11 protein-coding genes and 2 pseudogenes are annotated in these 14,293 nt (G+C 46.5%); 4 read left to right on the top strand and 9 right to left on the bottom strand.

Features of this window, described 5'->3' with window-relative positions:
* Positions 1 to 5: 5 nt before the first annotated feature.
* Complete coding sequence (gene comJ, locus ACW5MY_RS01755; protein ID WP_462061656.1) at positions 6 to 404, top strand: competence protein ComJ; 399 nt, start codon at positions 6 to 8, stop codon at positions 402 to 404.
* Between the two features lie 40 nt (positions 405 to 444).
* Here the strand turns inward: comJ and ACW5MY_RS01750 are convergent, their stop codons facing one another.
* The 6 genes and pseudogenes from ACW5MY_RS01750 to ACW5MY_RS01725 all read right to left on the bottom strand — a co-directional run.
* Positions 445 to 1,881, bottom strand: a complete 1,437-nt coding sequence (locus ACW5MY_RS01750; RefSeq protein ID WP_013350966.1) for a glycoside hydrolase family 1 protein — start codon at positions 1,879 to 1,881, stop codon at positions 445 to 447.
* A 104-nt stretch (positions 1,882 to 1,985) separates the two neighbouring features.
* Positions 1,986 to 2,309, bottom strand: a complete 324-nt coding sequence (locus ACW5MY_RS01745; protein ID WP_013350965.1) for a YckD family protein — start codon at positions 2,307 to 2,309, stop codon at positions 1,986 to 1,988.
* 73 nt (positions 2,310 to 2,382) lie between these two features.
* Positions 2,383 to 2,817: an RDD family protein gene (locus ACW5MY_RS01740; protein ID WP_013350964.1), complete on the bottom strand. Its 435-nt coding sequence runs from the start codon at positions 2,815 to 2,817 to the stop codon at positions 2,383 to 2,385.
* Positions 2,818 to 2,831: 14 nt separating this feature from the next.
* Entirely contained in the window at positions 2,832 to 3,968 is a 1,137-nt protein-coding gene (locus tag ACW5MY_RS01735; RefSeq protein WP_462061892.1) for a zinc-dependent alcohol dehydrogenase, read from the bottom strand.
* Between the two features lie 63 nt (positions 3,969 to 4,031).
* Positions 4,032 to 5,227: pseudogene (locus ACW5MY_RS01730) on the bottom strand (GTP-binding protein).
* Between the two features lie 188 nt (positions 5,228 to 5,415).
* Positions 5,416 to 5,712: pseudogene (locus ACW5MY_RS01725) on the bottom strand (MFS transporter); the annotation flags it as partial.
* 172 nt (positions 5,713 to 5,884) lie between these two features.
* Between ACW5MY_RS01725 and nasD the strand changes: the two are divergent.
* The 3 genes from nasD (at position 5,885) to cobA (ending at position 10,159) form a co-directional block, all read left to right on the top strand.
* Positions 5,885 to 8,302, top strand: a complete 2,418-nt coding sequence (nasD, locus tag ACW5MY_RS01720; protein ID WP_013350961.1) for an NADPH-nitrite reductase — start codon at positions 5,885 to 5,887, stop codon at positions 8,300 to 8,302.
* 30 nt (positions 8,303 to 8,332) lie between these two features.
* On the top strand, positions 8,333 to 8,653 hold the full coding sequence (gene nirD, locus ACW5MY_RS01715; RefSeq protein ID WP_013350960.1) for a nitrite reductase small subunit NirD: 321 nt from the start codon (positions 8,333 to 8,335) through the stop codon (positions 8,651 to 8,653).
* A 66-nt stretch (positions 8,654 to 8,719) separates the two neighbouring features.
* A complete protein-coding gene (gene cobA, locus ACW5MY_RS01710) occupies positions 8,720 to 10,159 on the top strand; it encodes a uroporphyrinogen-III C-methyltransferase (RefSeq protein WP_013350959.1) in 1,440 nt (479 codons plus the stop codon).
* A gap of 46 nt (positions 10,160 to 10,205) precedes the next feature.
* Here cobA and ACW5MY_RS01705 read toward each other — a convergent pair whose 3' ends face one another.
* From ACW5MY_RS01705 to putP, 3 genes are all read right to left on the bottom strand, one after another.
* Entirely contained in the window at positions 10,206 to 11,216 is a 1,011-nt protein-coding gene (locus ACW5MY_RS01705) for an NAD(P)/FAD-dependent oxidoreductase (protein ID WP_013350958.1), read from the bottom strand.
* A gap of 198 nt (positions 11,217 to 11,414) precedes the next feature.
* Positions 11,415 to 12,650: a PucR family transcriptional regulator gene (locus ACW5MY_RS01700; RefSeq protein WP_013350957.1), complete on the bottom strand. Its 1,236-nt coding sequence runs from the start codon at positions 12,648 to 12,650 to the stop codon at positions 11,415 to 11,417.
* A gap of 157 nt (positions 12,651 to 12,807) precedes the next feature.
* Positions 12,808 to 14,262, bottom strand: coding sequence for a sodium/proline symporter PutP (gene putP, locus ACW5MY_RS01695; RefSeq protein WP_013350956.1), 1,455 nt, complete (start codon positions 14,260 to 14,262; stop codon positions 12,808 to 12,810).
* Positions 14,263 to 14,293 lie beyond the last annotated feature (31 nt).

The raw sequence follows: 14,293 nt of genomic DNA, 5'->3' as shown, positions 1-14,293 counted from the left end.
GCGCATTGATTAAATCATGGAAACCGCAAGAACTGACCATTTCTTATCATCAATTTACAATCTTCCAAAAAGATTCAGAACCGCCTGTTATCGATTGGACCGATGAAGCCATTGAAAAAGGATACGCGGAGGCTGACGATGCTGTTTCATTTGAAGCAGGGAGAAATACGAAGGCATTTATCGTCCTGAGGCTGAACACAAATGAGCCGGTGCCATCCTATGAGAAAAAAGCGACTGTTCCCTTCGAGGCTGTAAAAGATGGGATTGAAATTGAAAGCGTGATGTCAAAAAGGATTTTCTTCGATCTTCCGAAAGGCCGATACAGCCTTACCTGTTATTCAGTGCCTGCCGAAATATCCGATCTTCATGCAGATACGTATATTATTGATGCGGCCGCAATGTAAAAGAAATCCCTGAGAGAATCATATTTCTCTCAGGGAACTTTTATAAACTCTTACCGTTTGTTTCAATTACATTCTGATACCAATAAAAACTTTTTTTCCTGATCCGTTTCAGATCCTTTTCGTCTTCTTCATCACGATTGATATATACAAAGCCGTAGCGCTTTTGATAGCCGTTCAGCCAGCTTAACAGATCCGTAAATGACCAGCTGCAGTAGCCGATGAGATTAACTCCGTCACTGATGGCCTCTCTGCACTGTTCAAGATGGGAGCGTAAATAGTCGATTCTGTAGTCATCCTGAATCGAGCCGTCTTCTTCTATTTTATCGAATTCCCCCAGCCCGTTTTCTGTAACAAAAACCGGAAGCTGATACCTACTCGTTATACGCCGGAGGCCGATGCGCAGGCCTGTCGGGTCAATCGTCCAATCCCAATTGCTCGTCACAAGATCAGGATTCTTTTTCGTTTTAAACAGTCCCGGTATACCTGTGTCCTGGTTTGTCCCTTTCTGCCCCGTCGTGTTCATTTTCCCCTCCGATACACCATCAAGAGGATTTCTTTCATACGTAATCGTCTGATAATAATTAACACCGATGAAATCCGGCTTGCCTTTTGCCAGCAGCTCCATATCGCCGGCTTCAATGGCAGGCGCCCAGCCCTTTTCCTTTAAATAGCTGAAAGGAATTTGCGGATAAGTCCCCCAGCAGTACATATCAAGCCACCAATGATTCATAAATTCCTCTGCGTTTTCAAATGCAGTTATGTCTTCAGGGTGACTTGTCAGCGGATAAGCCGGTGAATATGCGAAGCTCGGGCCGATCAAGCCGTCAGGAACATATTTTCTGAAGGATTCAATTGCTTTGGCATTAGCTAAAAATGCGATATGATTCGCTTCATAAAATCGTTTTCTGTCCTTTACACCGGGTGGATGTGAAGCTGTAATGAATCCGTTATGAAAATTATAATTCTGCTCATTTAACGTGACCCAGTACTTCACCTTTCCGGCGAATCTTTTGTATAACGCAACGCAGTAATTATTAAAATCATCAATTATTTTCCTTGATTCAAATCCGCCGTACTCATCCATCAGCGCCTGAGGCAAGTCCCAATGATAGAGAGTCAGCACCGGCTCAATATTGTTAGAAATCAATTCATCGATCAAGTTTTCATAAAATGCGATCCCTGCTTCGTTGATTTCCCCTCTGCCTTTCGGAAAAATTCTCGGCCAGCTGACAGAAAAGCGATAAGCTTTCAAACCCATCTCTGCCATCAAGGCGATATCTTCTTTATAACGTTCATAATGGCCGACTGCTGTATCACCGTTTGAGCCTTTAAATGTTTTACCCGGTATTTTTGTGAAAAAGTCCCATACTGAAGGGCCTTTACCGTCTGTATTCCAGGCTCCTTCAACCTGATAGGCAGCTGAAGCTGACCCCCATAGAAATGTATCAGGGAAAAGACCCGGTTTTTCATGTATCATGTGTTTTCATCCTCCTGATGCGTATGATATTAATATCATACGTTATGAAACGCGTTTCAAAGCAATCCCGATAAAAACAAAAAAGCATCCGACTTGCCGGATGCTTAAGAATGATGATGCCGTTTTTCCAGTTTATGAGGGGGAGGCTTTGGAATAAAGCCGTTTTGTTTCATCATATTAAAGTGCCTGTCCATATGCTGTTTAATATGCTCTGCTTTTTCTTTCGGCAGGACGCCGTACTCAACATATTTGGAAATGACATGTTTGCGTTTTTCGAGTATTTCTTTTTCAAGTGATTCAATTTCTTTTTTCTGCTGTTGCGTAAGTGACATTGTTGAAGGCATTTTCGTTTCAGCGGCGTGTGCCGGCATTGTGAAAACCATTGCCGTAATGAAAAACGCAGCCAATGATAACGCAGCTTTTTTCATGACTCTTTCCTCCTTTAACGTTTGTAATATGTTGTGCCTTCATCCAGTTTTTATGCAAAAAAAAAGAGCGAAATTATTCGCTCTTTTCAATCGATTCATCCGGCAGCGCGTATGTGACATACGTTCCTGCTACAAAATCGTGGATTGACCGTTTGTCTTCTCTCATTCCGACCATGAAGGCGCTCACGATCACACCGATTCCAAACGTCACGCCATATATTAAAGCGCCCACAAGCACTCTTAAAATCATAGTAAGAAAGCCTACCTGAGTGCCGTCTTTTTTGACAATGCGGATACCGCAAATCTTTTTGCCGATAACGTAACCGTTCCAGTAAACTGGGAGCAAAAGAGAATAAAGAGTCAAAATGATGCTGATCATTGTGCTATCATTCGGATCTTTTCCTGTTGCCAGCATAAAAATAATCGCCAGAGGCACTGAAGTAATTAAATAGTCGAGTACTAAGGCTCCCAATCTGATCCAAAATCCTGCCGGTCTGTAAATATTCATTGTGTTTCCCCTCGCTATGGCTTCAAAATCACTTTAATATTGCCATCTTCTTTTTTGTCAAATATATCATATGCAGCAGGGGCTTCCGCAAGACTCATTTTATGCGTAATGATATCCGTCGGATCAATTTCATTTTGTTCGACCATTTGATACAGCATCGGCATCAGATGGATAACGGGTGCCTGCCCCATTTTTAAAGAGACGTTGCGGGTGAAAAAATCACCGAGCGGAAAACCGTCCGCTTCAGAAATATATGCGCCTGTGAGCTGAACTGTTCCGAACTTCTTAACGGCTTCTGACGCTGTAAGAATCGGACTGATGGTTCCGAACTGATTCGGCTTTTGCTCTGCTTTTTCTTTTGAAAGCGGCGTACCGTCCATTCCGACACAATCAATCACAACATCCGCGCCCCCTGACGTTTGCTCATGCAGCAGTTTTCCGATCTCATCATGTTCTGAAAAATTGAAGGTCTCTGCTCCGTTTGTGCGTCGCGCATGTTCAAGACGGTGCGGGACTTGATCGACTGCGATGACCCGTTTTGCTCCTTTTTTCCAAGCGAATTTTTGCGCCATTAAACCGATCGGCCCGGACCCCAGAATAACGACTGTGTCTCCTTTTTTCACTCCGCTGTGCTGGACGCTCCAAAAGGCGGTCGGCATGACATCTGACAGAAGCAGCACCTGCTCATCTTCAAGCCCGCTGTCTGCCGGAACCAGAAAAGAAGAGAAATCAGCAAAAGGAACACGCAAATATTCAGCCTGCCCGCCGGGATAATTACCGTTAAAATCCGAGAAACCGAATAAGCCGCCGGCATCTGTATGAGGGTTTGGGTTTGATTCATCACACTGGCTTTCCATCTGGTGCTTGCAATAATGACATTCACCGCAGCCGATGTTAAAAGGGATCACGACGCGGTCGCCTTTTTTCAGCCTTTTGACTTGACTGCCCGTTTCTTCAACGATTCCCATCGGCTCATGTCCGACGATATAACCCGGATCGGCGGGGATTCCGTTTTTATATAAATGAAGATCTGAACCGCAAATCCCGGTTGCGGTGATTCGAACGATGACATCTCTCTCGTCTTGAATGGAGGGTGCCGGGACTTCTTTCACTTCCATATGTTCTTTCCCTTGGTATGTCAGTGCTTTCACATTGGTCAGCTCCTTTTTCATCACTCCTTCCCTTCTCACCCGCTTCTAAACTTGGCCGGTATGTTATTCAGCCCGCTGAATGTCCCATTGAAAAGGATCTTCAAGCTGCGACCAGTCAGAATCGAACTCAGACGGTGTCAGCAGACACTGATCTAATTCCTTTGTGATGGCTGCTTGATCTAAATCAGTTCCGATAAACACCAGATTCGTATGGCGGTCTCCGAATTGAGCGTCCCAATCCTCTCCGGTTCCTGCTGTTTGATCTGCTCCTGCTCAAGTTTCGGCATCGCCGCCACCCAATAAGAAACAGGCTCAATCGAGACTGCCGGACCTGCCTGAGACATCAGCAGCGCAAGGCTGTTGCGGGTTGCGCACCATGCAATTCCTTTTGCGCGTACAATGTTGTCAGGCATTGATTGATGCAGCCAGCTGTCAAAACGAGCGGTATGAAACGGCAGACGCCGCGAGTACACAAACGAAGTGATTCCGTACTCTTCCGTTTCCGGAGTGTGCGCCTCATGACCTGCCGTCAGCTCCTTTATCCATCCTGCAGATGAACTTGCCTCCTCAAACTCAAATAAACCGGTATTTAATATGCATTCGGGAGACACCTCTCCGCGGACGGATCGGATCAGCTTGGCCCGGGGCTGTAATGCACGAAGAACTGTTTCAAGCTGTTCAAGCTCTTTTTCGCCCACCATGTCGCGCTTATTTAAAATGAGAACGTCACAAAACTCGATTTGATCAATTAATAGATCAGCAATCTCTCGTTCATCCTCTTCTCCCGCCGCTTCCTTACGGTCAAGGAGGCTGTCACCGGACTGGAAATCATGCCAGAAGCGGTTTGCATCCACCACAGTCACCATTGTGTCCAGCTTGCAGAAGGCTGTCAGATCAATGCCCATTTCTTCATCTATGTAAGAAAATGTTTGGGCAACGGGAATCGGTTCGCTGATCCCTGTTGATTCAATTACGATGTAATCAAACCTGCCGTCTTTGGCGAGTTTCTCGACCTCGACTAATAGATCCTCACGCAGCGTGCAGCAGATACAGCCGTTGGATAATTCCACAAGTTTCTCATCTGTCCGTGATAAGCCGCCTCCCTGCTTCACCAAGCCGGCGTCTATGTTTACTTCGCTCATGTCATTGACGATGACAGCAATTTTTAAACCGTTGCGATTTTGTAAAATATGATTCAAAACAGTCGTCTTTCCAGCACCAAGATAGCCGCTTAATACTGTAACCGGAATTTTTTTCATGAACATATCCTCCTGATAAAATAGAATGATTACGATTTATGATACATACCCGTCTCTTTTCAATTATTATGTACATCAGTTTAAATCGCAATCGTTACTATTTATTCTGCTGTATTCTCCGTTTAAAATCAAGTAAAAGTTATACATCATGAAAAAGACACGCTGTCACACGTGTCTTCCGCTCAAACTTAAACATCCGCATGGCTGCTTTCAGTGCCATAGCTTTTTCTCCAATAATAACCTGCTGCGAGAACAAGCACAAACGCAAGCAATGCGATACATGAAAAAGAGATAAAGCCGATAGCATAAGATCCCGTCACCTGCTTTAATGACCCTAAAATATTGGGAAGAAAAAAACCGCCTATGCCGCCGGCCGCCCCGACGATTCCCGTCACCATTCCGATTTCTTTTCTAAAGTGCTGCGGGACAAGCTGAAATACCGCTCCGTTACCCATGCCGAGCGCCATCATTCCGATAAACAGCAGATTGTAAAATGCCCGGTTTTAAGATGTGCGCCGTACGAATCAGCCCCATATAATTTTTCATAAAATTTTTAGATTTTTTCGTATTTTTTGTTACATTTCATAACATGCATCTTAAATATTTGTTTTTGCTGTGCTACGCTAAAAAAAACATAGATAAGGAGCGGATCATCTGATGGGAAAAAAACAGCTAGTCCTTGTTGGAAATGGAATGGCCGGGGTAAGAGCAATTGAAGAAATACTGCGTGTTTCAAAAGACGAATTCGAGATTACGATATTCGGGGCCGAACCTCATCCCAACTATAACCGAATCCTTCTGTCAAAAGTGCTGCAAGGCGATACAGATATTAAAGATATTACGTTAAACGATTGGGACTGGTACAAAGAAAACAACATTCAGCTGCATACCGGTGAAACAGTCATCAAAGTGAACCCGGAAAGCAAAACCGTCATCACAGATGCAGACAGAATCCAGCCTTACGATGAACTCATCCTGGCGACAGGCTCCGTACCTTTTATCCTACCGATTCCGGGCGCGGATAAACAAGGTGTCACTGCTTTCCGGGATATTAAAGATACAGACACGATGCTCGCCGCGTCAAAACAATATAAAAAAGCAGCCGTCATCGGCGGAGGACTGCTGGGTTTGGAAGCCGCGCGGGGACTGCTGAATCTCGGCATGGACGTGTCCGTCATCCACCTCGCCCCATTCCTGATGGAACGCCAGCTTGATGCAGCGGCAGGACGCCTGCTGCAAAACGAATTAGAAAAACAGGGCATGACCTTTTTACTTGAAAAGCAAACTGAAGAAATCCTCGGCACTGACAGTGTTGAAGGCGTACGCTTTAAAGACGGCACAATCATTGAAGCTGATTTAGTCGTCATGGCCGTCGGCATCCGCCCGAATACACAGCTTGGCGCAGAAAGCGGCATTCCGGTTAACCGCGGCATCATTGTCAATGATTATATGCAAACTGAAATCCCGCACATTTACGCGGTCGGCGAATGTGCCGAGCACCGCGGAATCGCATACGGACTTGTGGCGCCGCTCTATGAACAGGCGAAAGTGCTCGCAAAGCATATTTGCGGCATCGAAACAAAACCGTATGAAGGTTCCGTTCTCTCCACTCAATTAAAGGTATCAGGTGTCGAGGTGTTCTCTGCCGGTGACTTTAACGAATCAGAGGACAAAAAAGCGATTAAAGTGTTCGATGAACAGGATGGCATCTATAAAAAAATCGTCCTGAGAGGAAATCAAATTGTCGGTGCTGTTTTATTCGGCGACAGCAGCGAGGGCGGCCGCCTGTTTTCAATGATTCAAAAAGAAGCCGATATCTCCGAAACCTCCAAAATATCAATTTTACAGCCTCTTGATCAGGAAGCAGGTACAAGTATGACCGCGGCGATGAGCGACGATGAAATCATCTGCGGCTGCAACGGCGTATCAAAGGGCGCGATTATTCAAGCCATTCAGGAAAAAGGCTGCACATCCACGGACGAAATCAAAGCATGCACCGGGGCATCCCGCTCATGCGGAGGCTGTAAACCGCTCGTTGAAGACATTCTTCAATACACACTGGGATCAGAATTTGACGCATCCGCGCAAAAAGAAGCGATTTGCGGCTGCACCTCATTGTCGAGAGATGAAGTCGTAGAAGAAATCAAAGCCAAAGGGCTGTCACATACGAGAGAAATCATGAACGTGCTCGGCTGGAAAACGCCGGAAGGCTGCTCCAAATGCCGGCCTGCCCTCAACTACTACTTAGGCATGATCAATCCGGCTACGTACGAGGATGACAGAACTTCCCGATTTGTGAACGAACGGATGCACGCCAATATTCAAAAAGACGGAACATACTCCGTCGTTCCCCGGATGTACGGCGGTGTGACCAATTCCACAGATCTTCGCAAGATCGCCGATGTCGTCGACAAATACGAAATCCCGCTCGTGAAAATGACCGGCGGCCAGCGAATTGATCTCATCGGCGTGAAAAAAGAAGATCTTCCGAAAGTATGGGCCGAGCTTGATATGCCGTCAGGCTACGCGTACGGAAAAACGCTCCGCACGGTAAAAACGTGCGTAGGCGAACAATTCTGCCGCTTCGGCACGCAAGACTCCATGGCACTGGGCATTGCGCTGGAGAAAAAATTCGAAGGGCTCAATACACCTCATAAAGTCAAAATGGCCGTGTCTGCCTGCCCGCGGAACTGTGCGGAGTCCGGTATTAAAGACCTTGGCGTCGTCGGCATCGACGGCGGCTGGGAGCTTTATGTCGGCGGGAACGGCGGAACTCATTTGCGCGCCGGTGATTTGCTGATGAAAGTGAAAACAAATGAAGAAGTCTTAGAATACGCTGGTGCTTACCTTCAGTACTACAGAGAAACGGCAAACTATCTGGAGCGTACATCCGCATGGCTGGAGCGCGTCGGTTTATCTCATGTCCAATCCGTGTTAAACGATCCGGAAAAACGGCAGGAGCTCAATGACAGAATGAATGAGACACTCTCTGTCCATAAAGATCCGTGGCAATACTTCCTTAATGATAAAAAAGCTTCTAAAGATTTATTCGAAAATGTCGTCACGACTTCATAAAGACAGAACAAACAGTGAGGGGGAACGGACATGGTTAATAAAGATATGACAAAGGTTTGCATAGGCAGATTAAACGAATTACCTGAGAAATTAGGAAAAACCGTATATGTAGAAGATAAAGAGCTTGCCGTATTTAAGCTTTCCGACGGAAGCGTCCGAGCCGTGGAAAACCGCTGTCCTCATAAAGGCGGCGTCCTGGCTGAAGGCATCATCAGCGGAGAATACGTTTTCTGCCCGATGCATGACTGGAAAATCTCCTTAGAAGACGGAAAAGTCCAAGAGCCGGATCATGGCTGTATCAAAACATACGATACATTGATCGAAGGAGAGAATGTATACCTCCTGTATTGATCAAAGAACCGGATCACTTTTTCAAGTGGTCCTTCATTTTTTAAATTGTGAAGGGATGAAGCCATCATGAAAAACGGAATCGTATATTTTGTCGGTGCAGGACCCGGAGACCCGGGGCTGATCACCGTAAAAGGAAAACAGGCTCTGGAGAAAGCGGAGATCATTTTGTATGACCGGCTCGCAAACCCAAAGTTTCTTGAATATGCCTCACCGGAATGCCGGTTCATCTATTGCGGAAAGCTGCCCGACCGCCATTTTATGAAACAGTCGGAGATCAATGCCCTGCTGATTGAAAAAGCGGCGGAGGGCTTCACCGTAGTCCGCTTGAAAGGCGGAGATCCAAGTGTGTTCGGCAGAGTCGGCGAAGAAGCAGAGGCGCTTCATCAGCACGGCATCCGCTACGAAATGGTGCCCGGCATCACCTCGGGAATCGCAGCGCCGATGTATGCGGGAGTCCCTGTCACCCATCGTGATTTCGCTTCGTCCTTCGCCATGATTACCGCTCATGATAAATCATTACAAGGCAGGCCGAATCTTGACTGGGAAGGGCTTGCCAGAAGCGTTCAAACGCTTGTGTTTTACATGGGCGTTAAAAATCTGTCATTTATATGCCGGAAGCTTATGGAGTACGGAAAATCCCCTTCCGTCCCTGTACTCGTCATTCAATGGGGAACATGGGGGCGGCAGCGGAGCATAAAAGGAACGCTTCACGATATCCATGAAAAAGTACAAAGCCGTAAAATCACCAACCCTGCCATTATTGTCATCGGAGATATCGTGAATTTTCAAACACATAGCTGGTTTGAAAGCAAACCGTTCATCGGCCGGCATATCATGGTGGTCACCCATGGCGATGCTGAACATACATTGACAGACAAGCTGCGGGAGTATGGCGCCGATGTTATCGAATGGCCGAAGCGGATCATTAAAAAAATGCCGGTCAACGAAACCATCCTAAAACAGATCGGCACCTTTGAACATATCTTTTTCACATCACGCCTTGCCGTCTGTGAATTCTTTGACACATTGGCTTTCAACCAAATCGACATCCGCCGGGTGACCGCAAACCTGAATGCAGCGACTGAAGCGGCACAGAAGGAACTTGAAAAACGGGGCTTCCTCCTATCAGAATATCAAAGTGATTCTCCGCATTCACTCATTGTAGGGAGCCGTCAAGCGGCAGTAAACATGCCAGACTCAGAATCATGCCCGTTTTATGTCACCCATGAACATATTGCAGATGAGCGGTTCACTTCCATGATCGAACGCACGATCAGTGAGTCCCCTCTGCAAATGATTATCTGTCCGGACAAAGAAGCCGCTCAGCATTTGATCAGCGCGGGAAAAGAGATCGGCATATCACCGAACCCGTCGGCAAACCGCCCTCCTGTCGTCTGCATGGGCGAAGACGTGCCCGCCGGTTACGGATTTACCGCCGTGAAAAATCAGGAACAATTATTTGCGTTTATACGAAATGAAATGAAAGAAGTGCTCCTTCACAGCTGATGCGCTTTATCTGACCCCCGGCCCAACAGCGGAGGTCAGTCCCTTTTTATTGTGTCACCAATTTTTTATGATGAGTTGAATACATCGCCATATGATCCGCCTGCGGGTCCAAATATGCTTTGGCGCTGTTGACGGCGGTCGGCCCCTCAGTGAAACCGCCGGCTATCAATCTGAGTTTGCTTTCATAATACGCAGCGTCACCGGCAACAAACACCCCCGGAAGGTTCGTCCGCATATGTCTGTCAGCTTTAATTCTGCCTTCTTCAATCTCAAGCCCCCAATCCTTCATCGCACCGAGATCAATTTTAAACCCGTGGTTGATAATGAGCTCATCAAGCTTGATGTCTTCAGAAAGGCCGGACTCAGTTTGGCAAACGGTGACGCTTTCGATCCGTTCTCCTGTGCCGTTAATATGCTTCAAACGATACGGCGCAAGCACCCGCACGGAAGACCGCTTCATTTTCGCGACGCTGCTTTCCAAGCCGCCGAACTCCTCACGGCGGTGCAAAACGGTAACAGACGCCGCAATCGGTTCCAGCTCATTCGCCCAGTCAACCGCGGTATCTCCCCCTCCGGAAATCACGACATGCTTACCTTGAAACGCATCCAGCTTCTCCACTTTATAATGAAGGTTCTTCCCTGAATATCGGCTCGCATCCGCACTGTTAAGTTCATTGACCTCCAGCGTCCCCATGCCGACCGCCAAGATCACGGTGCGTGTATAGTGCTTTTCCCCTTCGGCACTTTCCAGCACAATGGTTCCGTCCTCCAGCCGTTCAAATCCGGTCACCCGCTGATTCAACACGATATCCGGCTCAAATGTCGCCGCCTGCTCCTTCAACTGCTTAATCAGCTGTTCCCCGGTGATCCCCGGTATTCCGCCGATGTCACGGATGATTTTTTCAGGGAAAAACATAGACACTTTCCCTCCGAGCCGCGGCAAAAACTCGATCACCTTCGTTTTCAGCTCGCGCATCCCGCAATAAAAAGCCGCAAACAGGCCGACCGGGCCTCCGCCTATAATCGTGACGTCATACACCTCATGATTTTCCGCCATTATTCTGCCTCCCGTTTATATCTATACTTAAAAAGTTTTAATTGAGAATCAATATCAATAAAAAGTATAACATACATCGGGGAGCGGTGTTTATTCATTTCTCATCACGGAAAAGGAGAGATTCACAAGCGCGGTTCAGTGAGAGTTGACAGGCGGGAGGGATTAAAGCTGAAACCAGTACGGCGACTGGTTTCTTTTCTATTTCTTTTTCATCAGCATAATATCGAGATACAGCTGACACCTTGTTCTGAAGTCGTTTAAATCAATTGAAGTCATGTCAAGAATCTGTTTGATACGGTAGTTCAATGTGTTTTGATGAATAAAAAGCTGTTCTGCGGCTGGTTTTGTTTTGCAGTTATTGAGGAGATAGATTTCTAATGTTTTCAGCAGTTCGGTACTGCTTTCTCTGTCTTTGGCTTTTAATAAAGCTAAATCATAGTTTACATATTCCAGTGAGGCGTTTTTTTCTTCGATGCTTTCAAGATAACGGTAAATCCCGAGCTTACTGTATTCATACGGGATATTTTCCTGGTTCCCGGTAATTTCGGCAGCCTTTATAACTTCAAGGGCTTCTATATAACTTTTGCCGAGCTTCAGGATGCTGCTGTATTCATTGCCGATTCCGATATAAATTGGAGTGGGGATCTTCTGAAAGTGAAAATGAGTCAGCAGTTTGTGGATGAATTCAGATGCTGCCGAAGTGCCGGAGCTTTTTTGCGAGAAGCTTGCGACGACGATGACAATATTGGAATCGATGGTTAAAACATGACTCACTTTATCTCGCAAATTCAAGTACGATTTGATATTTTCCTTCACATCTTCGACTGCCTCCCCATCTCCATTTGCGGCATGGAGGACGACTACTGAAAAGACCGACGGCAGCACGGCGTTCATCTTTTCTGCCTCCCGCCTGAACTCCTTTTCAGAGGAGAATTGCTGAAAAATCGCCCGCTTCACAAGGTCTTCCGCTCTCTCTTCCTTTTCCTGTTTCACCCGGTTCGTTTTATGGATGATTTTCCCGACATGAAATGATGTTTCATATAAAAAGTTGAGCTCTTCGTCCGTCAGGTTGCGGTCGAGCTCCTGAATCCAGATGTAACCCATCACTTCCCCTTTATGTTTAGCGCTTACAACCACTCTCTGATTCAGGCCGATACTGTCTATTTTTTCAACACGGAACGGTTCAGGAACGGTTTTCAGTTTTTCGATTACCCCGTCCTTCAGAAACCTTTCAAAAATCTGCACGGGGCATTTTTTTGAGAAGATCGTCTGCTGGTTGGCGGAGTCGAAGTGATTAATGTAATAAGAATTATAGGCAAGCAAAAAGAAATCCGCGCTTTCCAGAATGACGGGCTTCTGCAATTCATAACTGATGAAATCAATTAATTTATCAATGTCCGTAAATGAAAAAACTCTCTCTAAAAGCTCTTCCATACCTATTTCTCCTATGCTCTTTTTATCTTTATCATACTCTGCGGGGTGACTTTTTGTATAGAAAAAAATTCATATATTCCCAAAATAGTATTATCCGGAGGCCTGTATCATGAAAAGAGGAAAAAGGGCGGTCCCTTCTTCCTCTCGTTCTTTGCTTTTATTGAGAAAGTGTATCACGGTACTCATGAAACTGATCTGTGACATCTTTTGACGGAGCCTGTGTCAATAAGCTGACGACAAATACAGCAGCAAGGCTTACAGCAAAGCCCGGAATGATTTCGTACAAAAAGCCTGAAAGACCGGCATTCGCCCAAATGATTACGGTAATCGCTCCCGCAATCATGCCGGCGAGTGCCCCCCATTTCGTCATCCGTTTCCAAAATAAACTGAGCAGTACGACCGGCCCGAATGAAGCGCCGAATCCCGCCCATGCATAGCTGACAAGGCCAAGTATCGTGTTGTTTTTCTCCCATGCGAGCACCAATGCGATGATGGACACCGCAAGTACTGCCATTCTCCCCAGAAATACGAGTTCCTTATCAGAAGCCGAACGCCTGAACATGGATTTATACAAGTCTTCCACTAAAGAACTGGACGTAACGAGCAGCTGAGACGAAATCGTACTCATAATGGCAGCCAAAATCGCAGAAATGAGAAATCCCGTAATAATCGGGTGGAACAGAATATTGCCGAGCTGAATAAAAATGGTTTCCGGATCAGCCAGCTTCAATCCGCGCTGATGGTAATACGCGATTCCCGCGAGCCCCGTAAACAGAGCGCCGAGTGCAGATAAAATCATCCATCCCATTCCGATCCGTCTGGCGCGTTTGATCTCTTTCACAGATGTGATCGCCATAAAGCGCACAATAATATGCGGCTGACCGAAATAGCCGAGCCCCCACGCAAATAAAGAAATAATGCCTAGAACGGTCGTTCCTTTGAACATATTAAACAGTTCCGGGTTGACTGAACGGATATCGGCAACGGTTTCTCCCGGGCCGCCCGTATGAAAAATTGTCACAATCGGCACGAGAATAAGCGCCGCAAACATAATGATCCCTTGGACAAAGTCCGTCCAGCTTACCGCCAAAAAGCCTCCGAACAAGGTGTAGGCGACAACGACGCCTGTCACGACCCACAGCCCCGTGTGGTAATTCAATCCTAAAATGCTTTTGAATAAGACGCCTCCGGATACCATGCCGGATGATACGTAAAATGTGAAAAAAACGAGAATGACAAGACCCGAAAACAGCCTGAGAAGCTTCGTGTGATCGCCGAAACGATTTTCAAGGAAACCCGGAATGGTAATGGAATTTCCCGCTTTTTCGGTATACGTTCTCAGTCTCGGTGCCACGAAAAGCCAGTTCGCCCATGCTCCGAGCACAAGTCCGATGACAATCCAAGCGCCGCTTAGCCCCGTTGAAAACATGGCGCCCGGAAGCCCCATTAAGAGCCATCCGCTCATATCCGCCGCTCCCGCGCTGAGCGCTGTCACGGCAGGGCCTAAAGAACGCCCCCCGAGCATATAATCCGTCAGATTTGACGTCCGTCTGTAGGCGTAATAACCGATAAACAGCATTCCCGCCATATAAATACAAATGGAAATAATCAACTGAATGTTTGCTATGGCATTTCCTCCTCCG

It is taken from the genome of Bacillus sp. Bwzl_19 (genome assembly GCF_054900515.1).
Note: the sequence above shows the minus strand (reverse complement) of the source record. Positions and strands in the feature narration are given on the sequence as shown.

Excerpts from the sequence above, each read along its gene's own strand:
- ACW5MY_RS01705 (WP_013350958.1), bottom strand. The coding sequence starts at position 11,216 with ATGGCGGAAAATCATGAGGTGTATGACGTCACGATTATAGGCGGAGGC.
- ACW5MY_RS01700 (WP_013350957.1), bottom strand. The coding sequence starts at position 12,650 with ATGGAAGAGCTTTTAGAGAGAGTTTTTTCATTTACGGACATTGATAAA.
- cobA (WP_013350959.1), top strand. The coding sequence starts at position 8,720 with ATGAAAAACGGAATCGTATATTTTGTCGGTGCAGGACCCGGAGACCCG.
- ACW5MY_RS01745 (WP_013350965.1), bottom strand. The coding sequence starts at position 2,309 with ATGAAAAAAGCTGCGTTATCATTGGCTGCGTTTTTCATTACGGCAATG.
- nirD (WP_013350960.1), top strand. The coding sequence starts at position 8,333 with ATGGTTAATAAAGATATGACAAAGGTTTGCATAGGCAGATTAAACGAA.
- nasD (WP_013350961.1), top strand. The coding sequence starts at position 5,885 with ATGGGAAAAAAACAGCTAGTCCTTGTTGGAAATGGAATGGCCGGGGTA.
- ACW5MY_RS01750 (WP_013350966.1), bottom strand. The coding sequence starts at position 1,881 with ATGATACATGAAAAACCGGGTCTTTTCCCTGATACATTTCTATGGGGG.
- ACW5MY_RS01740 (WP_013350964.1), bottom strand. The coding sequence starts at position 2,817 with ATGAATATTTACAGACCGGCAGGATTTTGGATCAGATTGGGAGCCTTA.